Here is a 23,027-nt window from a genome sequence, read left to right as displayed (position 1 = left end):
TTAATTAAGGTAAATGCATATATCTAATAAGCAATTATCTATTCCTTAAAGGGAGATAATTGAAAAGAATTATTTGGTTGGGAAACTCCATGATTAAATATCGACTCCTTTTACGCCTGGTTGCTTTTCTTCTGGGAGGATTTCTTTTGATTACTCCTTACAGCTCAGCTCATGCTGTTTTGCAAGAAGGAGATGAAGTGCCTAATTATGTACGTTCACAAATTACTGGCATTGACCTTCATGGCCAAGATTTATCGAAGTCTTCTATTGCTGGGGCTACTGCAAGAGATGCGAATCTAAGCGATGTAGATCTTCATGGGACTGTCGTAACTTTAGCTGACTTAAAGGGATCAAACCTTAATGGGATTGATTTAACAGATACTCTTTCTGACCGAGTCAATTTTCAAAAAACCGACTTAAGAAATGCCGTTCTAGTAAATATGATTGCATCAGGTAGTAGTTTCGCTGGGGCTCTTATAGCTGGCGCAGACTTTAGTGATTCGGTTTTAGATAGGGATGATCAACGTAACTTATGCGAAATTGCAGAAGGAGTTAATCCAAAAACGGGTATCGCAACAAGGGATAGCCTTGAGTGCTCAGACAATTTAGGAGGCTATAAGCCAGCTATGCCAGGTTCATAGGAACAAGGAACCTTTCTTAAAGGTGTTTTTACGAACCTTCCCTTTATCTCCTTTGGAAGACATTTGTGGAAATTTAACTGAGTTAAGAGAGATAGTTAAGTTGACCTCCTTAAAGGAGTCAATGAATCATCTCAGGCCTTATACAGTTCGTTATCGCTCTTTCGATAATGGAAAGTTAGAAAACTGCTTTTATGCAGCCGACTCTTTTGAAGCAAGAATGCTTGCAATGGAATTCAACAAATACATCAAGGATCATCCCAACTGCATTGATCTAATCAGGTGCGAAGAACAACTTCTGTCTGAAGTGAAAGGCTAATTAAGACAACTTTCAGGCACTATTTTAAATTAATCAATTTTATTCTCAAATTTATCTATAAGCGATTTATTTATAAGCTCTTATCTTTTTCTTATTATATGCCTCGCTATTATTGCCCTTTCTGCTCATCTGATTATCAAACTATAACTAAACCTAGGAAGAAAGATCTTATTTGCAGTATATGTGGAGAAGACTTAGAGAAGTATAAATTTATCAGGCCATCCCAAATCGCTGCCTTATTTGTAGTTTTTAGTCTATGCGCTCCTTTTCTGCTATATACCTTTGAAGTATTAGATGAAAAAGATAAAATATACCCTAATAATATAAACTTTCAGGAATATAAAACATAGGAAGGAATAATAATTTTTTCTATAGAGACTTAAGTGTGAAGATCCTCCTAGGTATCTTTATTCATAATTTCGATAACTTTATAGAATAGATTCAAAATCAAAGACTGGCATTATATTAAATAATAAACCATCCTTTTATTTAAACAATCAATTGGATTCTAATAATTCTATCAAGCTAATTATAAATATCTTTTCTTCCCATTTTTGGTATAGATATAAATGCCTCCCTTAGGGCCTTTGAAAAATGTAACTCCATTCATTTTTGATTGGCCAAACTTTGCCAGCCTGGCTCTATGTAAATTTGTCTTTTCTATTTGCTCATCATAGTTTCCTGAAGAGTTTATCTTTATATTTAACTCAGGGCTTAATAATAATTCATTATAATAATTGTTATGCAATTTCTCTATAAGGAATCTCTTTTCTAGCCTAGATTTAATAACATTCTGGAAGATTCTTATGCTTTTAATATTTAATAACACCTTCCAATGCTTGATTGATATATAAATAACTACTAAAATTATTATCAGCCCTAGAGTAAGTCGCATGCTTTGTTAGCTTTGTGAATAAAAATTCAACGCTTAGGACCTTTGAATTATTTCAATATCAAACCCAATGTTGCTTCTTTTTGAAAGGACTTCTTTCTTTAGAATACCTTTCCAGAAAATTGATATTAAGATGATTATTGATTCTAAGAAAAGGATGAAAAAGATTAATATTGAGAATATTGCTAGAGAAACAAGGCTTTTACTTTTATATAACTCGTCCTGAGAACCCTTCTTAAAGATCATTTGCTTTGAATTTTGAGTAGAAGTACCCACTTTAGAAATGCTAGAAGTGCTTCCTATTGATTTTGATTATATATATGGTCCAAAGAAAGTTGTACATATAGCACCACATTTTGCTGCTAGGTTTAAGGCTTTGTTAATTTCCCAGCCAGCTGCTAACCCGGCAGTTAGTCCTGCTGCAAAACTATCCCCGCAGCCATATGAGTCAATTATTTTGTGATTTAGTTTGACTGCTTTATACCTGCCTCCAGGGATTACGTAACCACCTTGAGCACCTTCTGTAGCCACTTGTTTTTTAGGTTGAGGATACAGGTCCATTATTGGAATTTGTTCAGCTAAATCTAGTGCACTCCCAACTAACGCATCTAGCTCAATATTGGCTTCTTTTAATGTCTGAACTCCCACTCTAGGAGTGGCAACAATGTTTTTTGCATTTCTGCAAAGTTGAATACCCTTGGCGTCTGTAGCTGTTATGAAAATACCATCAAAACCATCTAATATTTGCCATGGCAAAGAGTCATTCGAAGTAGGTTGTAGTCTTTTACCGATAACAGTTATTGTCCTTTCCCCTTTTTCGTCAACGAAACTAATCCCTTTCCTGGTCGGCTCATCTTTCCAGGCAACATGTAACTTAAGACCATTATCTTCTAATTTTTTATAACTTTCTATTCCATTTCTGTCTTTGCCTAATGATGTAAAGAAATGAACAGTCTGCTTAGTAAGCTTTCCGAGTTGTATTGCTGCTACAGCTCCTCCTCCAGCTGGTTCCTCTCTAAAGTTGCTTGCGTGAATAATATCTCCTGGCTTGGGAAGACCTTTAACACCTATGAAACTTATCCACTCAACGTGCCCTACAACTGCAAGTTTTAAATTGGGAAATAAAGGCAAATCTTTGGATGTGTAGGTATCCATAAAAAATGATTTGCTAAGTATGCCTTGACTACTTTATCTTAGGGATTCTTGTCTTTAATTTAACGGACTTAAATCAAATGCCTAGCAAGCGTTACTTTCTGAGTTGTATTTACGTATTGCTTGCCATTCTCGGCGCTGTTCTACCTATGCTAGCTAATATTGACTTTATAAACAATTATGGTCCGTCTTTCGATCTTGATAACTTTATAAAACTTGCAAATATAAATCCAGCGGCACAGTCTCTTTCTAGAGATTTATTTATAGGAGCGGGTGCAACGACTATATGGATGTTTTCTGAAGCACGTAGATTAAAAATCAAGCATTTTTGGCTAGTAATTATTAGTATGTTTGTTATTGCTTTTGCATTCGCGGCTCCATTGTTTCTCTTTTTAAGAGAGCTTCGAATGATAGAGCTAGAAAAAGATGGATTTATCTTTGAATATAATTAATGATTGGTAATCTAGGTAATAATAGGCTTTATCTTTTGGATTAATGGTGTAACAGCTATACAGCAAAAACTCGTAAGTGACCAAAGAAGCACTGCGTTGCCGTTTGTATCAATAATAATACCTGCAATTAGTGGTGCTAATAAGGCGCTAATGCCAAAACATTGAGAATATACTGCCATTGTAATTCCCCTATATCTCTCAGGTGAAATCTGTACTATTGCCTCTGTTGCGGTAGGAAGAAAAGATGCTAGTCCTATTGAGACAGCTATTAACCCTATCGCTGTCAAAATAAGACCTTCTTTAAATATGCTTGACAAAGACAATAATAAACAACCTATTGAAAAACTGTAAAGGCTTAAACCTAAGCCAAAACGTACATCCTTTTTTGTTAGCCAATTGCCTATTGGCCACTGAATTAATAATAGTAGACTAAGTTGTATTGCTATTAGTATTCCAATAGAGCTATTATTAATTGCTGGCCTATTAACTCCTCCTAATACTAAATCAATTGGCAATGCGCTTTGTAAAAGTGAAAGAATCCCAGTGGATAACAAACTTACAACTAGTATTGGAAAAAGCTTAGGGATAAATCTTATATAGTCTTTTGATTCCTGTGTGGACTTTAGTTTTGATAACTCTTCTTTAGATTTGCCAATTGACTTAAAACTATGGAAGCTCTTTATATTATCTAACAGAGCAATAAGTCCAAACATGCAAATAATTTCCAAACAATAAATTAATCTAATAGCGTCGATTAATGCCGAAAATGCTCCAATCAATGCACCAATACTGACTCCTAGTGCATCAGCGCTTCGCACGAGAGCAAAGCCTTTGCTGGATTGGAAACTTTCGCAGCTAGCAGGTACCGCTAACTCTACTGATGGCCAATACACTCCTGCAGCGGCCCCCAAAAAAAGTTCTCCTATTACATACGCACTGTATGAGTGAGCACTTAGGAGAATGCAATCAGCAAGAATTACATTTATTGCAGCTATTTTTAACGGTGTGGCTAAATGAACCCCTTTATCTAGGTAAAGGCCAGTTATTAATCTTGTAATAGTTCCAGCAATTGCAGCTGCTGTAAGACCACTGCCAATTTCACTTGCTGAAAAAGATAGATCATTGAAAACCAATGGAGTTAAATAAAGAACACCACCAGCTCCTACAGAAGCAAAAAATCGACCTCTAGTTAGAAGGCGTAATTTTGGGGGGAACTGGTTCCACCACGATTTGAGTTTTGGCGTTGTCTTCAAGACGTTCAATAAGAAGAATAATTGCTCTTGGTTTGTTAACCAACTTGTTTTCTTGCCATTTAAGAGTTGGTCAGCTGCATGCTGCTGAAAGAGTTGAGTTTCATTTTGAAGATGTGACTATTCCAATTTCTATAAAGGAATTGTCAGATTGGAGTAAAGATGTTGAATCGAAAATGGATTCCGGCGAATCTGATAGTGATATGAATTCAGAATTAGCTGTTTGGTTAAATATGCTTGGGTTTGAAAGTAGGTTCGCATTATCTCAATCTCTACAGGCTCCTCTTGTTAAAGATAAAAGCATGGCAAGACAGCTATTAAGGAGCTGGGTTGGGCGAAAGCTGTTAGATGAAGTAAGTGATGTTGTCCGATTAGATGAGGATAGTTCCGGGACAAAAGTTTTTAATACTTTGGAGTCATTGCTTGAGGATCAAGAAAAGGTCTCTGCTTTAGATTTATTGAAATCATTGCCAGCTGAAGTCATTCATTTTGATTTAAACGCATGGGTTCAGGTGGTTAGTAGTTGGAAAGATGAGTTAAAAGGTCAGCAAAAGCTTCTAACAGACCTAAGAAGACTTTCTTTAGAAACAAATGATGCCTTCAAGGCAAAAGAATCCGATATAGAAGAAGGTAAGTCTCTTAATGAATTAAAAGAATCAATATATGAAGTGGTCAAATTGAATGTTCCACATCGAACTGAAGCTTTGAATGTTGAAGTATGGAATCCACTAGCAAGGGATGAGCCTCGTAAAAGTTGGATTGTTTTTATGCCCGGATTAGGTGGTGATCAATTACATTTCCGTTGGCTTGCCCGAAGTCTCAGTCATCAGGGTTGGCCAGTTGTAGTTCTTGATCACCCTGGTAGTGATTCGAAGGCTCTTAATTCATTGGTTGATGGCAGCCTTCCTGCCCCAAGCGGAGCAGAAGTATTTCCTTATAGGCTTTCTGATTTGCGTGCGGTTCTATTAGCTAGAGAGAAGGAGCTGTTTACGGTTCCTGGTGAAAAAGTTGTTTTAATGGGTCATTCATTAGGAGCGCTAACTGCATTTCTTGCATCAGGAAATCTCCCTCAAACAGGGTTGCTTGAACGTTGCAAAAATGCGCTTGATGATTTTTCTATTACAAACCTTTCAAGACTTCTGCAATGTCAATTGGTAGATGTTCCACTCCCAACTTTCTCTGAGATCACTCAGTTAGAGGCAATAGTAGGTATTAATAGTTTTGGTAGTTTGCTTTGGCCTGATCCTTCTACCTTAAAATTAAATGTACCTGTATTTCTTACAGGAGGAACCTTTGATTTAATTACTCCAGCTCTTAGTGAGCAATTAGGCCTACTGCTTTCTACTAAACCTAATCCATTTAGTAGAGTCCTAGTTATTGAAGGGGCAAGTCATTTTTCCCCAATAAGAGTTAAAAATCAGACTGATCATTCTAAAGGAGAGGACCTCTTTCAATTAGGTGAGGCTTTGGTCGGGACTTATCCATTGTCAGTACAAGGGTTGCTTGCTTCACAAATAATACGTTATCTGGATCAATTGGAGGATGGTAAACCTCTTCCGACTTTAGAGAATACAACTAATATGAATTTAAAATTTCATATTTTAGATCATTCCACTACTAGAAAAGTTATTGGAAATTAATAACTAACTCTAGGATCAATTAATGCAATTAATAAATCAACAAAAACACCTATAAACACCACTAACATTGATATTACTACAATAATTCCTTGAACAATTGGATAGTCTCTTTGACTGATTGCCTCTTGCAACCGTAAGGCTATACCAGGCCAAGAAAATGTTATCTCTATTAGTAGAGCACCTCCAATTAAAGAAGCAACTGTTAGTCCTGTAATTGTGAGGACAGGAAGTAAAGAATTAGGAAGTGCATGAAATAAAAGAATCTTTCTTTCTTTTATTCCTCTACATCTTGCTGCTTCAATATGACCTGCTTTTAAAGTTTTTTCGAGGTTTACTCTTAAAGATCGACTAAAGATACCACTTAGTAAAAAGCCTAAAGTTCCTGCTGGAAGAAATAAATGCATAAGTGCATCTTTTAAAGCTAAAAAGTTTCCACTTAGAAGGCTGTCGATTATTAAGAACCCTGTGCCTTCGGGGGGTAAATAAGTAACTGGGAATCGACCACCAACTGGAAACCAACCCAAGTTCGCAGCAAAAAATAATTGAATTAACATTGCTGCCCAGAAGGGTGGCAATGCATATGTTCCAATCCCATATAAGCGGCCTGCTAAATCTGTTTTACCTTCAGGTCTGGCTATGCCAGTAAAGCCGACTCCAAAGCCAATTACTAATGCAACAATTATTGCTGTAAGCCCTAATTCAAGACTTGCTGGCAAGGCTTTGACAATTATTTGACTGACTGGTTCTTGGGTATTTAGTGATTCCCCGAGGTCTCCATGTATAAGACCATTTAAGAAATTTAAATATTGATTGAATAGTGGTTGATCTAATCCAAGCTTTGCTCGCATTACTTCCCTTGCTAGAGCGTCGGCTCTGTTGCCGAGTACTGCATCTACAGGATCTCCAGGAGCAACCCTTAAAAGAAGAAAAACCATGCTTGATATAAGCCATAGCATGATTGGAGCTAAAGCAAGCCTCGTTGCTGAGTATTTAAGAAGAGCTGTTGCTCTATTCATTTATTGCTTTTTGAAGACGGTCTAGTAATAATCTTCCGTTCCCATCAAACTTTGGTCGAGAAAAATTAGGTTGAGCCCAAGCTCTAGGCTTTACAAGCCAAACAGGTAATATTGCGGCTCCATCGGCCGCTAAAAATTCAATTTCGGATAATTTTTCTAGTCTTTGAGAACCTTGTAGATTTTCGCTTTGTTCAAGTGAGGTTTTAATTTGATTTGATGCCCAAAAAGTTCCACCATAAACAGCCTCTCCCTCTAAGCAAGTGGAACCTTGACTTTTAGTGCAGTCCAGTAACGGTGATAAATATGCCTCTGGATCAGGGTATTCTCCAGTCCAGCCAAGTATGACTGCTTCATAGGCTCCTTCTGCAAGCTGCTTATATACAGTCGTAGACTCAACTCCATTGAGTTTAACTGTTATACAATCTGAAAAATCTCTTCCTAATTGTTCTTGCCAAGTAAGCGCTAATAGTTTGTCTGCAGGAACGTTTGATCTAAATGTCAAAGGGATTGTCACTTTGTTGGAATCACATAAGCCTGCTTTCTTAAACAAGTCTCTTGCAATTTGAGGATTATATTTTGGCCAAGGTGATGTTTTACTGGTTTTTAGAATAGGTGGAACTATTGATCTTAAAGGCTCTCTTAACCCATAACCTACTTTTCTAGAAATAAGATTTCTATCAAGGCTGTATGAAAGGGCCGATCTTAAAATCTTATTATCCAGTGGCGCTGAATTACTACGAAAGGCAATATATCCAATTTGCATAGCCGGTCCAATCCCTTCTATAAGCTTTCCTTTCTTTGAAAGTTTATGAAGAGCTAATCGGTGCCCATCTTCAACTGAGTTGGACAATAAAACATCTACCTGACCAGTTTTAATTGCGCTAAAAAGAGATGTAGAAGTTGTGTAACTTACATAGTCAATTCCAAGGTTTTTTGGGGCTTTATCCCAATAACGTGGGAATGGTATTAAACGTTGTCTTTCTGGAGTAAAGCTATCTAATTGATAGGGACCTGTTCCAATGAATTTTTTGTTTAAGAATTTATCCTGATGCTCTAAATATGCTTTGGGAGATACTGGGGTCAGGTTTATAGAACTGAGTAATCCTTTTATAGAACTTGAAGGTTTATTTAGTCTAAGGCGAATCAAAAAAGGACCTGGTGTTTCAATTTTGGTTATTTTTTCTCCTATTACATAATTAAGAGTACCTATTTCCATAAAACGTTTAATACTAAATGCCATAGCATCTGCATTAAAAGGTGTCCCGTCATGAAAAAGTACATCTTCTCTCAAAGCTATTGAAATAGTTAAACCATCTTTGCTTATCTGAGGATAGTCTTTTGCAAGTCTTGGCTCAAGTAAACCTGATTCATTAATTCTGTATAGAGGGTCTCCTAAAGCACTAATAAGTTGAATTGCCAACAACTTATTGGCTTGGGCAGGATCTAACGATTCAATTTTCCCTTTGCTTGCAACGATTATTCGATCTGATTCTTTAGTTGCCTTACAAGAGGTTTGAGTGATGATTATTAGAGAAGTAGCTAGTAATGTTAATAGCTTTCTGTAGGCCTTGGCTTTGGATTTAAATAATAAGGTCATCAAAGCACTCCTTTCTCAGGATTGTTGGCTAGAAGTTTTTTATGCCTTGATTGCAGGAGAGGCAATTTGTTCAATTGGTACTTCGAAAACAGGCGAACCTTGTGGCAGTAGTGGCCATTGTCTTACCCAACATTTTTCATGCTCATCATCTATTCCAATTATTTGAAAGAGGTTCTTGTCATTTACGAGTTGCACACAATCACCCTGATGAAGTACTTCCTCAACCCTCTCGCTAGCTTGTTGGAACCTATTTTCCTTTAAGTCCATAGACTTGCTAAGAATGAACCCGCTCTCACTACAATTAACAATTCCTGAATGAATTTGCCATATATGACTTTGTTTAAAGACAACTTAGATGGGCTGCAATTTGTTTGATCTCTGGGAGTTGCTGTATCTCAGAAAGAGAATCTGTCAGTAAACCTTTGAACACCTTGTGAGTAATTACAACGATTTCCGCATCCTCTTCACTAGCATCGAATTGGACTATTGATTGAATTGAGACATTGTGAGATCCAAATATTTTCCCAATTTGACCAATTACCCCTGGAGCATCTTTAGCAATGAGACGGACATAGTTCTTTTGTAAAATTTCTTTTGGCTTTGCTAAATGGCATTCTCTCCAGCTAGATGCTGAGAGTAGAGGGTCTAGAGACGTCTTTTCCCCTCCCATAAGTTTTATCCCTGCAATATTAAGTATGTCTGCCACTACTGCTGAGGCGGTAGGTCCTGCTCCTGCTCCAGGTCCATAGAACATTACTTCTCCGATTGGATCTCCTTCAACAAGAATTGCGTTGTTTACTCCATTAACTTCTGCAAGTGGATGGCCGGTTGGTAATAGTGTTGGCTCAACTCTTACTGCTAATGGGAGTGAAGAGTTGTTTTCAAGATTGCTAGCAAGTCTCTCAGCTATAGCTAAAAGCTTGACTTCATAACCCAACTGATTTGCATAGTCAACATCTCTATTTTGAAGAGTGCTTATCCCTTTGGTTGGTACAGATGCTCTTTTAATTGGCCCACCAAAAGCAAGATTGCTGAGTATCGAGATCTTATCTGCTGCATCGAGGCCCTCTACATCTGCCATGGGATCAGACTCTGCATAGCCAAGAGATTGAGCTTCTTTTAATACGGCTTCGTAGTCAGCACCTTCCTTTGCCATCCTGGTCAGAATGTAGTTCGTAGTTCCATTCACAATTCCAGTGACCTTTTGAATTATGTTGCCTCCTAGTGATTGTTTTAACGGTTCGATAATTGGGATCCCTCCACCTACTGCTGCTTCTATGAGTACATAAACACCTGAAGAAATTGCGGCTTCTGCAATTTCCTCACCATGTCTTGCGATAACAGCTTTGTTTGCAGTAACTACAGATTTGCCGGACTTGATTGCCTTGAGAATCAGACTTCTTGCGGGCTCAAGACCTCCTATAACTTCAACAACAATTTCTACATCAGGATCCTCGACAACTTCCCAGGCATCTTCTGTGATTAATTTGTTAGGTATTGACAGAGCTCTGATTTTCTTAGAATCTCTGAGAGCTATTCGCTTTAACTCGACTCTAGATGTCAAAGGGTGGCGCCCTTCCGGAGAATTGATTATCTGTGCTACTCCAGTCCCTACTGTTCCAAGTCCTAGGAGGCCTATACCAATATTCTTTGTCATAAGGATTCTATGGATTTTGTTTTTAACTCTATTAATTCAAGAGCATATATTTATAGAAATAATTTAGCCTGTGAATTCATTTTAAGAAAAATATTTAGGAAGCCATTTGCTCTAGAAGGGGTAAGACTTGTATTTAAGCCAGTCTCTTCAATAAATATTGGATTAATTTCTAAGACTTCTTTAGGAGAAAGGTTGTCTAGGCCATGAATAAGAAAGGAAAGCATTCCTTTGGTTATCAATGCATCTGAGTAGCCTCTCCAGCGCAATTTTTTGTCCACAAGCTCTCCAAGAACATAAACCTGTGAAATGCATCCTTTTACCTTGATGGATTCTTGTAAGGATTCTTCTGGGAGAAGGGGAAGCTTTTTCGCAAGCCAAAGCAAGTACTCATATTTTCTTCGAGGATCTGATGAAGATTGAAGTTTGGACACTAATTTATTCAGCTCTATGCTTCCAAAATTTGGAGAAAAGTCTTTTTTAGTTTCCTCAGCCATAACATTGGCGATGCAGTGTTTTTCTATCAGCTTAACTATTTGAGCTATGAGCTTCAAAATAACCTTCTTCACTAATCCACCCATCAAATGGAACATCCCAGTGGTCAACTGGTAAGGGAGTTAAAGAAATACATGCCTTCGGAATTATTACTATTGCCTTGATTGATCTCCATGATTTTTCACTCCTTAGGCGATCAAAGAAACCACCACCATAACCTAGTCGAAACCCTTTTAGGTCAACTGCTAAAGCAGGTACAAGCAATAGTTTTACTTCCTCTGGCTTAAGAGCAGTTTGGTTTACTGGAGCAGGTATTCCATAAGCATCTTTTTTTAAGGAATTAGTTTTCCATTCGTAATAATTCATTCTTCCAGATTGGTCAATTGCTGGCAATGCAAGAGATTGATTGGATAAGTACTTAAGATCTTTTATGTTAATTTCCCCTTCTAATGGCCAATATATACCAATACATCTTTTGTCGTCTTGGTTAACAATTTCTATCAATACATCTTCTAACTTAGTGCTAAATAAATCTGAGTTTCTTTTAACCTCTTCCTTTCGTATTGATTTATACTTTTGCCTTTGATAGGCTTTTGTACCAATTAAGTCCATCTTAAAGATAATAATAAATCCCTTGTCATTTTTTATTCAGCCTTAATATTCTATTTAACTATTCGTTGTTGATAATAGGCTGTTAATGCAATAGCCAGTGCATCTGATGCATCATCAGGGCGAGGGGGCTTGCTTAGGTCAAGTTCCCTAATTACTGCCATTGAAACTTCATCTTTGTTTGCCTTGCCAGACCCTGTCACTGCAAGTTTAATTTGCATTGGTGGAAACTCTAATATAGGGACTCGAAATCTAGCTAAGGTCATAATTACTACTCCTCGGGCTTGAACTACTTTAATGGTGGTACTAGATCGGTAGAAAAAGAATTTTTCAACAGAAGCTATTTGAGGCTTCCACTTGTTTATTAAGTAACGAAGATCCCTTGTGATCTCAACCATTCTTTCACCATCATTATGGTCTTGACTGGTTTTAATTATTCCACAATCAAGCATTTTCTTCTGCGTCATATTGCAATCTATTAGCCCATATCCAACTCTTGCCAGTCCTGGATCTATCCCGAGAATTATCAACTTATTAATCTATTGAAGCTAGTTCAAAACTATTAGCAACATCTTCATCACTCCTTTCGAAGATATTGCAAAAGGCTTTTATTACCCTGTCTCCAGAATCTATTTGCTCTAGAGGGTCTTTGCGGAGGCGATGTCTTAATGAACATGTGATTACTCTGGCCACATCTTCTTCCGAAACTTCATTACGGCCTTCAAAAGCAGCCAAAGCTCTTGCTGCTCTATTGGAAACAATATCTCCTCGAAGACCATCAACATCTAATTCTCCACAAATTGCTGAAATCTTAAGTCTCAGATCTTCATCAATAACTACATTCTGAAGGCGATCCTGTGCGCTAACTACTTTCTTTTGCAAAGAATCTTGCTTTGCCTGAACTGACGAAATGAATGAATCTGGATCATCGTCAAAAGCAGTTCTTTGATCTACGACTTGGACCCTTAGTTCTGCTTCTCTAACAGTGCGAACTTCAACACTCATGCCAAATCTATCTAGTAATTGAGGCCTTAATTCTCCTTCTTCAGGGTTGCCTGAGCCTATTAGTACGAATCTTGCTGGGTGCCTAACTGATACTCCTTCTCTCTCAACTGTGTTCCAGCCTGAAGCTGCAGAGTCAAGGAGTACATCTACTAAGTGATCATCCAGTAGATTTACTTCATCAACATATAAAAGACCCCGATTTGCCTTTGCCAAAAGGCCTGGTTCAAATGCTCTAACTCCTTCTGATAGAGCTTTTTCTATATCTATTGTTCCGCAGAGTCGGTCTTCAGTTGCACCCAGAGGAAGATCAATCATTGGTACTTGTCGTTCTTCCGTGGAGACCTCATTCCCCTGTTCTATTAGTTGCCTGACTTCAGTGCTTTGTAAGTCTGGGTCATTAGGCGAGCTGTTGTAAGGGTCTCCTTGTACTACATCTATGCCTGGCAGAAGATCCGCAAGTGCGCGAATCGTAGTGGACTTGCCTGTTCCACGATCTCCCATAATCATTACTCCCCCAATTCGAGGGTCAATAATGTTGAGAAGAAGAGCTAGCTTCATCTCTTCTTGGCCAATAACTGCTGCGAAGGGGAATACCCTGCGCTTACTAGATGAACTCACTGTTTAATGGTTTGCCCTGTTTTGGATTGTTTCATAGGCGGGTGACTTGAGGCCTATATAGGTGTTAAAAAGCCTGATAAAGCAATGTTTATTTAAAACCCTCTTTAGATTTTAAACTCTTTTAGGGTTATCTGCTCTCAGAATTGATATAGGAAATTATCTGTGCTGCCATATCCCTAATGAGATTGGTAGAACGTTGATCATTAAAGGGACCCTTGACTAACAATGCAGTAACAGCTCTGGATGAATTTGGCATTTCTATTAGAGCTGCATCACCATAAGCTATCCCAATATCCCCTGCTTTGTTGTACACCCTAAAACCTTCAATTAAAAGTTTGTAATCTGAATTCCCTTTATAAACTCCTAGTCCTTTTAGAATTCCTTCTGGCAATAAATTGTTTGAAATAGAAGTACTCATTACTTCTCTAAAAATATCTCTGGACTTTGTACTTAGTAATCCTGAGACATCAACTAATTTCATTATTTTAGAAAGATCTTTGGCACTTGTTTTATTTGTTCCGCTTAGGTCTGGTAGAAGACTATTGATTTCTGTTTGCATTAAACCAAGCTCTTTAAAGCGTTTATTTAGAATATCTAAACCTCCAACTCTTTCTATTAAAAGATTTGCAGCAGTATTGTCGCTTACTCTTATCATTTCAGTGGTAATTTCATGAATAGGAAATTTCTTTCCTAATGATTGGTACCTCATCCAACCAGCCCCTTTGGCTATTGACTCTTTAGTTAGCTCTATCTCTTCATCCCATCGTAATTTTCCATCGTCTAACATCTCTAGAGATAAAAAGAGAATTGCTATTTTAATTGTGCTTGCTGAAGGTAGGGATTTTTCAGCATTGAATTGGGCATACCTACCATCTTCAAATAAAATATAAGCACTTACTTCTAAGTCTTTATATTCGTCTGCAAGCTCTTTCCACTTTTTACTTAATGGTATTATCTCTTGAGATTGCTTGTACTCTCCAAAAGTTATTGTAGATTTCTTTTGATTTCTTTTTCTAGCAATAGATTTTCTGGAGAAAGGTGATAATTTATTTGATTTTGAAGTATTTTCTTCTGGAGATATAAATGTAAGTAAAGTACCTAATATTACGCCAAGCCCTAATCCAATTAGTGATAAATTAACAATTGACTTTATAAAATAGCCTATCCTTAATTGATTAGAGTGAGGTTTAGTTTTCAATTATCTTATGAGTATTTTCTTAATGGTAATAGGATTAAGTTTGATTATCAATGAACCATTTTGTTTGTCTTAATATGCCCCTTATTAAGGCAACTTCTTCAGACCTTACCTCTGCTCTTTGCAGTAAGCCCTTTATTTTTGACATCCTAGACTTGGATGTGTGCTTATGGAGAAAACCTATCTCTAGAAGAAAATCCTCTGTTTGATCAAGACAATTACTTAATTCTTTTGGTGTCGAGAGGCTATGTAATTCTTTGTTTTTGATGGAGTATTCATATTTTTGACTGTAGCGAATTAAGTCGTGCAAGATAATAGCAACAGCATGAGAGAGATTGAGTGATGGATAAGTTAGAGATGACGGGAGAGTGATTACTTTTTGAGCTAGTTGAAGCTCTTGATTGCTAAGACCACGGTCTTCTCTGCCAAAAATAATTGCAATGGGGTCTTTAGAACTACCTTGCAATAGCCAATTCAAAGCAGTTTCTGAAGAATGCAATGGGATTTCACCATGGTCTATACGACCACAAGTGGCGACTACTCGAACACAATCATCAATTGCCTCTAAAAGGTTTGAATGTATTTGAGCGTTTTCTAGTAAATCTGAACCCTTTAAGGCCATTTTTTTTGTTGTTATATCCAGAGGATCGCATCTAGGTGAAACTAGTCTGAGCTGATTAATTCCAAAGTTTTTGCAAAGTCTAGCAACGCTTCCTAGATTAATTTCTCCTAATGGTTCAACTAGAACAACTCTGATGTTTTTAAGATTGAAAGCCAAAATTAATTTAGTGAATGTAGGTAAGACAGAAGATCAGCCATTGATTGTGGATCCATTTCAAAGCTTGGCATTGGGGGAGTAAGGCCTTTTATTACTTGGTTAATGATTCTCTCGTCACTAAGTTGATTGGTAACATTATTTAGGTCAGGTCCCACTAAACCTTGAGCGGATATTCCATGACATCCAACGCAATTCATTCTAAAAAGATTGCCTCCTTTTTCTATTGATCCATTCAACTCGAGAGAGTTTTGAATATAAGGGCTCCCTTTTTCTAGGTATATGAACAACCAAGATAGAATTATTAAGCAGGATGTCGCACTAATAATGATCAGTGCCAACAACCCTTTGGTTGGGTTTCTCTTATCCTCTATCCCAATTGGTGAAGTCCTTTTCACGAAATGATCATTAATATGAAAGAATTGTGTTTAACATTCTCATAAATTGAGAGAAAATGATCGAACCGCTTCTGTGTGGCATTGTTTTGGGCTTAGTCCCTATAACCATTGTAGGTTTGTTTGTGAGTGCTTGGAACCAGTATCGGCGTGAGAGTGCTATGCCAGATTGGGAGTAAGGAAAATTAAAGAGCTCTTCCCATAGTGTCTTTTATTTGTAATAGTCCAACTTTCAGAAATTTCTAGAAATGAACTTTTGGAGAATTCACAAATTACTAATGATTTTTTTTGCAACCACTTTCCATTGATCAAGTTTTCAAGTACGGAAGAATAAATCTTTGCTTTGTAAGGTGGGTCAAAATAAACAAAGTCAAATTTATTTAGATTAGCTTTCATAGTTTGTTTGGATTTAATTATATGGCTTTCAAACCCTTCTTTTAGCCATGTAATTACATCAGAATTAATTACTTCAAAGTTACTGCTGGTTTGCTTCCTTTCCGATACAAGAGAAAGGTTTGATTTGCAAACTCTTGCAGCATTACTATTTAATTCAACTGCTATAACAGTTTTTGCACCTCTTTGTAAAGCTTCACAGCCCATTATTCCACTACCGCTGCATAGATCAAGCCAATTGCAATTGTTTATTTTCTCTCCAACCATATTCATTACTGCTTCTCTAACAATAGATGTTGTTGGTCTTGTATGAAGGCCTGAAGGACTATTGATTTTCATCCCTCCTAATAGCCTTAGGCTACCTTTCAAGATAAATCTGAGTTTTTTTCATGTAGCCACTTGAGCCAGCTAGAAAGTAGCCTTTGACCAGATTTACCTGACTTCTCTGGATGAAACTGACAAGCTCCTAATGAATCCTTCCAAACTATTGCAGTGACTTCACTATCTCCAAAGCTTACTGTTGCCGCTAGATCTTCTGGAGATGGAATTGCTGAATAAGAATGTACGAAATACATCCATCTTGAAGTATTTTCATTGTCCAATAGAGGACATTCTTTAATCTGTTTTAAAAGTGACCAACCCATGTGAGGGATCCTTTCTTTTGTATTTCTAGGTAAATTACAAACCTTTCCTTTTAGTAGTCCTAAGCCTTCTGAATTTCCTTCTTCGCTGGATTCAAATATCAGTTGCAATCCTAGGCATATCCCTAGTAGAGGTTTCCCATCTTTGACCCATGATTTGATTTTTGGGATAAGATCTGTTCTTCTTAGATTTTCCATAGCAGGGTCAAATGAACCAACTCCAGGAAGAATCAATGCATTGCATTCATGTACATCATTGGGTGATTTGACTATTCTTATTGACTGGTCTAATCGTTTGAAAGATTGCTGGACAGAGTGTAAATTACCCATGCCATAATCGATTATACCAATATTAGTATTCACTTAAACTATAAAGTCTTAGAAGTTGTTCTTAGATAGTTCTATATATGCTTAGAAATTGTTCCTGAAAGTGTGGCTTTTGGTACTGCGCCAACAACGGTATCAACTTTTTGCCCTCCTTTAAAAATCATTAAAGTCGGAATGCTGCGTATGCCATATTGACTGGCCACGTTTGGATTTTCATCTGTATTTAATTTGCAGACTTTTATTTTCCCTTCAAAATCTTTAGATATTTCATCGACTATTGGAGCGACCATTCGGCAGGGCCCGCACCAAGGAGCCCAAAAGTCAACGAGCACAGGTACGTCACTTTGTAGGACTTCCTGTTCAAATGATGAATCAGTTACAGCTGCTGCGCTTGACATACCTTTGAAAAATTTATTGGACAGAATTAAGTAATTGTATTTTGCCGAAGAAAATGATTCCTGCCATCTGTTTCTTTTAACTTTGATTGGAGCATTCATATAAACAATAGGACTAGCAAGCATTCTTGAAGGTTTATGCAAAATTATTTACAGCGGATGTTCCTTTAACAAACGAAACTTATTTTTATTTTTGCACGAAATGAAATAGGCGTTATTTGCCCATTCCAAGCTGTTGGGCCTTTTGGTAAACCTTTCCTTCAGTAAGAAGAGAAGGGGCTATAACTACTTCCACTTCTTGCATTTCTTTAATTGTTCTTGCGCCTAAGGTCCCCATTGAAGTTTTAAGAGCGCCTAGTAGGTTTTGGGTGCCATCATCAATCACTGCTGGACCTTTAATGATCCTTTCTAAAGTTCCGGTTGACCCTACTTTTATGCGAGTTCCTCTTGGTAAGACAGGGCTAGGTGTTGCCATGCCCCAATGGAAACCTTGTCCTGGAGCTTCTTGTGCTCTTGCTATGGGAGATCCAATCATTACTCCATCTGCCCCACAAGCAATACATTTGCAAATGTCCCCACCAGTAACTATTCCTCCATCGGCAATGATCGGCACATATTCTCCAGTTTCTTTTTTGTAATCTTCTCTTGCAGAAGAGCAATCCGCAATTGCTGTGGCTTGAGGGGTGCCAATACCTAATACACCTCTTGAAGTACATGCAGCTCCTGGACCAATTCCAACAAGAATCCCTTTCGCACCAGCTCGCATTAGTTTTAATGCAACCTCATATGTAACACAGTTTCCTACTAATACTGGTATATTCATCGTTTTACAAAGTTTAGAGAGATCTAGGCTTTCTCTATCGGGAGGGCCAATATGTTCTGTTGAAACCACAGTGGCCTGTAGGAAAAACAGATCTGTTTTTGCTTCAAGAATTGTCTCTTTAAACTTAATTGCTGCTTGTGGGGTTGCACTAACTGCAGCGATTGCACCCTTGGATTTGATCTCTTTTATTCGATGTACTATTAAATCTTTTTGTATTGGTTGGCTATAAATATCTTGCATTAAGGGTACAAAATCCTCTTTTCCCACAGAGGTGATTTTTTTTATTACTTCTTTTGGATTTTCATATCTTGTTTGAATTCCTTCAAGGTTTAATACACCAAGAGCTCCAATACTTGATAGAGCTGTAGCCATTTCAACATCTACAACGCCATCCATGGCGCTTGCAATGATAGGAACCTCTAGGGTTTTGCCACCCAGCTTTAAGGAAGTGTCTGTTATCTCTGGATCTACAGTCCTTCCCCCAGGCACTAGGGCTATTTCATCGATGCCATATGCCCGACGTACAAATTTTGAGTGGCCAAGTTGAATATTCAAATCAGAACCGAATCAATTTTGGAAAAGTTACCAAATGAATAGGACCATTTTTATCTAAAAGTGATTGGTCACCAAAGTTTTGTGAGTGCATCAACAATTTCTTTGGTCCGTGTTTTGGTTCAAGAATAGACTCCTAAAAACGATTGAGTAAAAAAATAGCTCTGGAAAACTAGTATTTTTGGAATCCAACTAGATATACCAATAGTTGGTTTTGATGCTCTTACATAGAAAAATAATTCAGTCTATTTAGTGCTTTTTGGTACTTTTCTCTATCAATTGATCTTATTTCGAGATAATCTATTGATTGGTAAAATTGTCCTTCATGGCTGATCCAGTGGAACCCAATAACGGTGTTCCTGGCGAGTTCGAAGATCGGATAATCCAGACAGATCTGCGCAATGAAATGTCGCGTTCCTATTTGGAATACGCGATGAGTGTAATTGTTGGGAGAGCATTGCCCGATGCAAGGGATGGTCTTAAGCCAGTGCATAGGCGAATCCTTTATGCAATGTATGAGTTGGGTCTAACAAGTGATAGGCCCTATAGAAAGTGCGCGCGTGTTGTGGGAGAGGTTTTAGGTAAATACCATCCTCATGGAGATACTGCCGTTTATGACGCCTTGGTAAGAATGGCTCAAGATTTTTCCATGCGCATGCCATTGGTAGATGGCCATGGGAATTTTGGATCAATAGATAATGACCCGCCTGCGGCTATGAGATATACGGAATCACGACTTCAGTCTCTTACAACTGAAAGTCTTCTTGAAGATATTGAATCTGAAACGGTTGATTTCTTAGATAATTTTGATGGTTCTCAGCAAGAACCAACTGTCCTTCCAGCTCGTATTCCGCAACTTTTATTAAATGGCTCTTCTGGAATAGCAGTTGGAATGGCGACGAATATTCCTCCACACAATTTGGGTGAACTAATTGAAGGGTTAATGGCTCTGATATCTAACCCTGAATTAACCAACAATGAACTTTTTAAGATTATCCAAGGACCAGATTTCCCTACAGGTGGTCAGATTCTAGGAAGGAATGGTATTCAAGAGACTTATTTAACGGGTAGAGGATCAGTCACTATGAGAGGTGTAGCCGATATTGAAACGATTGAGGTTGCAGGAAGGCCTGACAGAGATGCAGTTATTATTACTCAACTCCCTTATCAAACAAATAAAGCTGCTTTAATCGAAAGGATTGCAGATATGGTTAACGATAAGAAACTGGAAGGCATATCTGATATTAGAGATGAAAGTGATCGTGATGGTATGAGAATAGTAGTTGAACTTAGGAGGGATTCGTACCCTCAAGTAGTACTAAATAATTTATTTAAGTTAACACCTCTTCAGTCAAACTTTAGTGCGAATATGTTGGCATTGGTTGATGGAGAACCAGTTACACTTTCACTACTAAGAATGCTTCAGGTTTTCTTAGACTTTAGAGTAGAGACAATAGAACGTAGAACAAGTTATTTATTACGTAAGGCGGAAGAACGTAATCACTTGCTTTTAGGCCTATTGGTCGCTTTGGATCAACTTGATCCCATAATAGAGCTTATTAGAGCAGCATCAGATACATCAGTAGCTAAGGCTAAATTGCAAGAGTTGCATCGCCTAACTGAGGTTCAAGCAGATGCAATTTTGCAAATGCAACTAAGAAGATTGACTGCTTTAGAGGCAGATAAAATTCGTCTAGAGCATGAAGATCTTTTAAAAAGAATAGCTGATTTCCAAGATATCTTGGCTAATAAACCAAGAGTATTTGATCTCATCAAGAAAGAGCTAATACAGTTGAAAGAGAAATATGAAGCGCCAAGACGTACTGAAATCCTTGATCTTGGAGGAGGTATTGATGATATTGATTTAATCGCAAATGAGAGGTCAGTTGTATTGCTTACAGAAACAGGTTATTTAAAAAGAATGCCAGTCAATCAATTTGAAGCAACTAGTAGAGGTACAAGAGGGAAGTCTGGTACTCGCAGTCAGGGAGAGGAAGAGGTAAAGCTATTTATAAGTTGCAATGACCATGACAATCTTCTTCTTTTTAGTGATCGAGGTGTGGCATATTCATTGCCTGCTTATCGAGTCCCTATCTCTAGTCGTTCTGCAAAAGGTACGCCAGTAGTTCAATTATTACCTATTCCTCGGGAAGAGGCGATTACGTCACTCTTATCTGTTAGCTCTTTTGATGATGATAATCATCTATTAATGCTAACTAAAGGTGGATATATAAAAAGAACGTTAGTCTCAGCATTTAGTAAAATCAGAGCAAATGGTCTTATTGCTATAAGCCTTGAGGATGGTGATGCTTTGACTTGGGTTAGGTTGGCTGCTTCAGGAGACAGCGTTTTGATTGGTTCACGGAAAGGAATGACAATACATTTCCGTTTAAATGATGACGAACTACGACCACTAGGAAGAACTGCAAGAGGTGTAAGGTCAATGAATTTGAGAAAGGGTGATTCTTTGGTTGGAATGGATGTTCTTCCTAGAGAACTTGCTGATCGAATAGCGGGAACTAATAATGATGATTCAGATTCAGATTCAGATTCAGATTCAGATTCAGATGAAGTTGGTATTGCAGAAGGCCCTTGGGTTTTGGTCGCTTCTGCCTCAGGTTTAGGGAAAAGAGTACCTGTTACTCAGTTTCGACTTCAAAAGAGAGCAGGCATGGGGTTGCGAGCTATAAAATTTAGAAATGATGGTGATTCTTTGGTGGGATTGAAAGTTCTTGGTCATGGCGAAGAGCTTTTATTTGTTACCGAAAAGGGGATTATCGTAAGAACAAGTGCAGATAAGATCTCTCAGCAATCTAGAGCTGCTACAGGGGTTAGGCTTCAACGTCTAGATTCAGGGGATCATCTTTCTGAAGTCGTTTTGGTCCCGCCAGAGCAAGAAGTGCAAGATGATGATTCTCCAGGAGTTGAGGAAATACAAAGTGAAAATAATGCTTCGCCAGAATCAAATTGATAGCCTGTTCTGATGTATTGGTTATGGGGGCTGGCCCAGCAGCTCTTTGTATTGCCTCGGAGTTAGTTCAGAAAGGATTGAAAGTTAGCGCTCTTGCCTCGAATTCTCCAGATAGATTATGGACTAATACTTATGGAATTTGGGCAGAAGAACTTGAAAGCCTTGGGATGGCATCTTTATTAGGAAGCCGATGGACTAATACTGTCAGTTACTTTGGAGATGGCGTTAAGGAGGAAGGATTAAAGCCCACTCTTCATAATTTTGATTATGGACTTTTTGATCAATCACTCTTTCAAAAGAATCTTTTAGATAAATGTGATGGTATTAATTGGATAATTGAAACTGCCGAAGATATACGCTATAGGGATTCGATAACGGAGGTCATTTGTACCTCAGGCAAAATATATCGAGCAAGAGTAGTTATTGATGCTAGTGGACATAGAAGTCCTTTCGTTAAGAGACCAGACCATGGACCAATTGCTCAACAAGCTGCCTATGGAATAGTTGGAAGGTTTAGCTCTCCTCCTGTTGAGAAAGATCAATTTGTTCTAATGGATTTTCGACCTGATCATTTAACTAAAGATGAATTAGAAGAACCACCTTCATTTTTGTATGCAATGGATTTTGGTGAAGGACTTTATTTTGTTGAAGAAACATCTTTGGCTTGTGCTCCTCCACTTACATGGAGCAAGTTGAAAGAAAGATTGCTTTTAAGGTTGTCTCATAGAGGAATCGAAATTCAAGAAGTTGTTCATGAAGAGCATTGCTTGTTCCCTATGAATTTGCCACTGCCCTTTTTGAATCAACCCCTCCTTGCCTTTGGAGGTGCTGCAAGTATGGTTCATCCCGCTTCTGGCTATATGGTTGGTGCTCTTTTGAGGCGAGCTCCAGCATTGGCCGATGAGCTATCGAAAGCTATAACTAGCGATCCAAGTTTGGATTCGGCTCGCTTGGCTAAGCGAGGTTGGCAGGTTCTTTGGACTCCCGACCTCGTCTTAAGGCATCGCTTATATCAATTTGGATTAAAAAGGTTAATGAGCTTTGATGAGACTCTTTTAAGAAGCTTCTTTACTTCTTTTTTTAAGCTCCCACAAGATGAATGGTTTGGGTTTCTAGCTAATACGCTTCGCTTGCCTAGGTTGTTAATAGTAATGATTAGGTTATATTTCCTTTCTCCAATCGGAGTAAAATTAGGAATGGTTGGATTGGTAAAAAAGTAGTCA

Annotated in this window: 24 protein-coding genes; 7 read left to right on the top strand and 17 right to left on the bottom strand. The window is 37.9% G+C overall.

From position 1 onward, the window contains the following. Positions 1-89: 89 nt before the first annotated feature. Both P9211_RS05620 and P9211_RS05615 read left to right on the top strand, forming a co-directional pair. Complete coding sequence (locus P9211_RS05620; protein WP_012195705.1) at positions 90-641, top strand: pentapeptide repeat-containing protein; 552 nt, start codon at positions 90-92, stop codon at positions 639-641. A 121-nt stretch (positions 642-762) separates the two neighbouring features. Continuing rightward, positions 763-957 carry a hypothetical protein gene (locus P9211_RS05615; RefSeq protein WP_012195704.1) on the top strand — a complete coding sequence of 65 codons (195 nt, stop codon included), beginning with the start codon at positions 763-765 and terminating at the stop codon, positions 955-957. Positions 958-2,161: 1,204 nt separating this feature from the next. Here the strand turns inward: P9211_RS05615 and P9211_RS05595 are convergent. Then, positions 2,162-3,004 (bottom strand): PfkB family carbohydrate kinase, encoded by an 843-nt coding sequence (locus P9211_RS05595; RefSeq protein ID WP_012195700.1) that lies wholly within the window; start codon positions 3,002-3,004, stop codon positions 2,162-2,164. A gap of 77 nt (positions 3,005-3,081) precedes the next feature. On the opposite strand from P9211_RS05595, the gene P9211_RS05590 reads away from it, so the two are divergent. Beyond that, complete coding sequence (locus P9211_RS05590) at positions 3,082-3,453, top strand: DUF2834 domain-containing protein (protein WP_012195699.1); 372 nt, start codon at positions 3,082-3,084, stop codon at positions 3,451-3,453. An 11-nt stretch (positions 3,454-3,464) separates the two neighbouring features. Here P9211_RS05590 and P9211_RS05585 read toward each other — a convergent pair whose 3' ends face one another. Further along, on the bottom strand, positions 3,465-4,715 hold the full coding sequence (locus tag P9211_RS05585; RefSeq protein WP_012195698.1) for an MFS transporter: 1,251 nt from the start codon (positions 4,713-4,715) through the stop codon (positions 3,465-3,467). On the opposite strand from P9211_RS05585, the gene P9211_RS05580 reads away from it, so the two are divergent. Beyond that, positions 4,697-6,343, top strand: coding sequence for an alpha/beta hydrolase (locus P9211_RS05580; RefSeq protein ID WP_225866192.1), 1,647 nt, complete (start codon positions 4,697-4,699; stop codon positions 6,341-6,343). The two genes, P9211_RS05585 and P9211_RS05580, sit on opposite strands and share 19 nt — an antisense overlap. On the opposite strand, the gene P9211_RS05575 is transcribed toward P9211_RS05580, so the two are convergent. The 11 genes from P9211_RS05575 to P9211_RS05525 form a co-directional block, all read right to left on the bottom strand. Further along, complete coding sequence (locus tag P9211_RS05575; protein ID WP_012195696.1) at positions 6,340-7,359, bottom strand: ABC transporter permease; 1,020 nt, start codon at positions 7,357-7,359, stop codon at positions 6,340-6,342. The two genes, P9211_RS05580 and P9211_RS05575, sit on opposite strands and share 4 nt — an antisense overlap. Next, positions 7,352-8,956, bottom strand: coding sequence for an ABC transporter substrate-binding protein (locus P9211_RS05570; RefSeq protein ID WP_012195695.1), 1,605 nt, complete (start codon positions 8,954-8,956; stop codon positions 7,352-7,354). Before P9211_RS05570 ends, P9211_RS05575 begins: the two co-directional genes overlap by 8 nt. A gap of 39 nt (positions 8,957-8,995) precedes the next feature. Further along, complete coding sequence (locus tag P9211_RS05565; RefSeq protein WP_012195693.1) at positions 8,996-9,223, bottom strand: hypothetical protein; 228 nt, start codon at positions 9,221-9,223, stop codon at positions 8,996-8,998. A 73-nt stretch (positions 9,224-9,296) separates the two neighbouring features. Beyond that, positions 9,297-10,613, bottom strand: a complete 1,317-nt coding sequence (locus P9211_RS05560; protein ID WP_012195692.1) for a homoserine dehydrogenase — start codon at positions 10,611-10,613, stop codon at positions 9,297-9,299. A gap of 50 nt (positions 10,614-10,663) precedes the next feature. Continuing rightward, positions 10,664-11,107 carry a SufE family protein gene (locus tag P9211_RS05555; RefSeq protein WP_041391143.1) on the bottom strand — a complete coding sequence of 148 codons (444 nt, stop codon included), beginning with the start codon at positions 11,105-11,107 and terminating at the stop codon, positions 10,664-10,666. Positions 11,108-11,138: 31 nt separating this feature from the next. After that, complete coding sequence (locus P9211_RS05550; protein WP_012195690.1) at positions 11,139-11,717, bottom strand: 5-formyltetrahydrofolate cyclo-ligase; 579 nt, start codon at positions 11,715-11,717, stop codon at positions 11,139-11,141. A gap of 50 nt (positions 11,718-11,767) precedes the next feature. Continuing rightward, positions 11,768-12,244: a crossover junction endodeoxyribonuclease RuvC gene (gene ruvC, locus P9211_RS05545; RefSeq protein ID WP_012195689.1), complete on the bottom strand. Its 477-nt coding sequence runs from the start codon at positions 12,242-12,244 to the stop codon at positions 11,768-11,770. Positions 12,245-12,248: 4 nt separating this feature from the next. Beyond that, complete coding sequence (gene bchI, locus P9211_RS05540; protein ID WP_012195688.1) at positions 12,249-13,337, bottom strand: magnesium chelatase ATPase subunit I; 1,089 nt, start codon at positions 13,335-13,337, stop codon at positions 12,249-12,251. Positions 13,338-13,464: 127 nt separating this feature from the next. Continuing rightward, positions 13,465-14,535, bottom strand: a complete 1,071-nt coding sequence (locus P9211_RS05535; protein WP_012195687.1) for a serine hydrolase — start codon at positions 14,533-14,535, stop codon at positions 13,465-13,467. 34 nt (positions 14,536-14,569) lie between these two features. Next, on the bottom strand, positions 14,570-15,310 hold the full coding sequence (locus P9211_RS05530) for an RNA methyltransferase (RefSeq protein WP_012195686.1): 741 nt from the start codon (positions 15,308-15,310) through the stop codon (positions 14,570-14,572). A 2-nt stretch (positions 15,311-15,312) separates the two neighbouring features. Further along, positions 15,313-15,705 (bottom strand): c-type cytochrome, encoded by a 393-nt coding sequence (locus tag P9211_RS05525; protein WP_012195685.1) that lies wholly within the window; start codon positions 15,703-15,705, stop codon positions 15,313-15,315. Positions 15,706-15,761: 56 nt separating this feature from the next. Here P9211_RS05525 and petG point away from each other — a divergent pair, with 56 nt between their 5' ends. Further along, the gene (petG, locus tag P9211_RS09340) at positions 15,762-15,881 is read left to right on the top strand and encodes a cytochrome b6-f complex subunit V (RefSeq protein WP_012195684.1); all 120 of its coding nucleotides are present in this window, start codon (positions 15,762-15,764) and stop codon (positions 15,879-15,881) included. On the opposite strand, the gene rsmD is transcribed toward petG, so the two are convergent. The 4 genes from rsmD to P9211_RS05505 all read right to left on the bottom strand — a co-directional run bounded on the left by rsmD (position 15,862) and on the right by P9211_RS05505 (position 18,836). After that, positions 15,862-16,464 carry a 16S rRNA (guanine(966)-N(2))-methyltransferase RsmD gene (rsmD, locus tag P9211_RS05520; RefSeq protein ID WP_012195683.1) on the bottom strand — a complete coding sequence of 201 codons (603 nt, stop codon included), beginning with the start codon at positions 16,462-16,464 and terminating at the stop codon, positions 15,862-15,864. The two genes, petG and rsmD, sit on opposite strands and share 20 nt — an antisense overlap. After that, entirely contained in the window at positions 16,461-17,099 is a 639-nt protein-coding gene (hisH, locus tag P9211_RS05515) for an imidazole glycerol phosphate synthase subunit HisH (protein WP_012195682.1), read from the bottom strand. The genes rsmD and hisH overlap by 4 nt, the downstream gene beginning before the upstream one ends. A gap of 38 nt (positions 17,100-17,137) precedes the next feature. Next, positions 17,138-17,461 (bottom strand): thioredoxin, encoded by a 324-nt coding sequence (gene trxA, locus P9211_RS05510; protein WP_041391553.1) that lies wholly within the window; start codon positions 17,459-17,461, stop codon positions 17,138-17,140. A gap of 211 nt (positions 17,462-17,672) precedes the next feature. Next, entirely contained in the window at positions 17,673-18,836 is a 1,164-nt protein-coding gene (locus P9211_RS05505; RefSeq protein WP_012195680.1) for a GuaB3 family IMP dehydrogenase-related protein, read from the bottom strand. 322 nt (positions 18,837-19,158) lie between these two features. Here P9211_RS05505 and gyrA point away from each other — a divergent pair, with 322 nt between their 5' ends. Continuing rightward, on the top strand, positions 19,159-21,804 hold the full coding sequence (gene gyrA / locus P9211_RS05500) for a DNA gyrase subunit A (RefSeq protein ID WP_012195679.1): 2,646 nt from the start codon (positions 19,159-19,161) through the stop codon (positions 21,802-21,804). Further along, positions 21,801-23,024 (top strand): lycopene beta cyclase, encoded by a 1,224-nt coding sequence (crtL, locus tag P9211_RS05495; protein ID WP_012195678.1) that lies wholly within the window; start codon positions 21,801-21,803, stop codon positions 23,022-23,024. The genes gyrA and crtL overlap by 4 nt, the downstream gene beginning before the upstream one ends. Positions 23,025-23,027: the final 3 nt, after the last annotated feature.

The organism is Prochlorococcus marinus str. MIT 9211, assembly GCF_000018585.1.
Lineage (GTDB): Bacteria > Cyanobacteriota > Cyanobacteriia > PCC-6307 > Cyanobiaceae > Prochlorococcus_D > Prochlorococcus_D marinus_B.
The sequence above is the reverse complement of the archived record's forward strand: the minus strand, read 5'-3'. Positions and strand labels throughout refer to the sequence as shown.

What these genes read in the sequence shown, in the direction of transcription:
- P9211_RS05620 (WP_012195705.1), top strand. Translation starts at nt 90, where the DNA reads ATGATTAAATATCGACTCCTTTTACGCCTGGTTGCTTTTCTTCTGGGA.
- P9211_RS05615 (WP_012195704.1), top strand. Translation starts at nt 763, where the DNA reads ATGAATCATCTCAGGCCTTATACAGTTCGTTATCGCTCTTTCGATAAT.
- P9211_RS05595 (WP_012195700.1), bottom strand. Translation starts at nt 3,004, where the DNA reads ATGGATACCTACACATCCAAAGATTTGCCTTTATTTCCCAATTTAAAA.
- P9211_RS05590 (WP_012195699.1), top strand. Translation starts at nt 3,082, where the DNA reads ATGCCTAGCAAGCGTTACTTTCTGAGTTGTATTTACGTATTGCTTGCC.
- P9211_RS05575 (WP_012195696.1), bottom strand. Translation starts at nt 7,359, where the DNA reads ATGAATAGAGCAACAGCTCTTCTTAAATACTCAGCAACGAGGCTTGCT.
- P9211_RS05570 (WP_012195695.1), bottom strand. Translation starts at nt 8,956, where the DNA reads ATGACCTTATTATTTAAATCCAAAGCCAAGGCCTACAGAAAGCTATTA.
- P9211_RS05565 (WP_012195693.1), bottom strand. Translation starts at nt 9,223, where the DNA reads ATGGACTTAAAGGAAAATAGGTTCCAACAAGCTAGCGAGAGGGTTGAG.
- P9211_RS05560 (WP_012195692.1), bottom strand. Translation starts at nt 10,613, where the DNA reads ATGACAAAGAATATTGGTATAGGCCTCCTAGGACTTGGAACAGTAGGG.
- P9211_RS05555 (WP_041391143.1), bottom strand. Translation starts at nt 11,107, where the DNA reads ATGGCTGAGGAAACTAAAAAAGACTTTTCTCCAAATTTTGGAAGCATA.
- P9211_RS05550 (WP_012195690.1), bottom strand. Translation starts at nt 11,717, where the DNA reads ATGGACTTAATTGGTACAAAAGCCTATCAAAGGCAAAAGTATAAATCA.
- petG (WP_012195684.1), top strand. Translation starts at nt 15,762, where the DNA reads ATGATCGAACCGCTTCTGTGTGGCATTGTTTTGGGCTTAGTCCCTATA.
- trxA (WP_041391553.1), bottom strand. Translation starts at nt 17,461, where the DNA reads ATGTCAAGCGCAGCAGCTGTAACTGATTCATCATTTGAACAGGAAGTC.
- gyrA (WP_012195679.1), top strand. Translation starts at nt 19,159, where the DNA reads ATGGCTGATCCAGTGGAACCCAATAACGGTGTTCCTGGCGAGTTCGAA.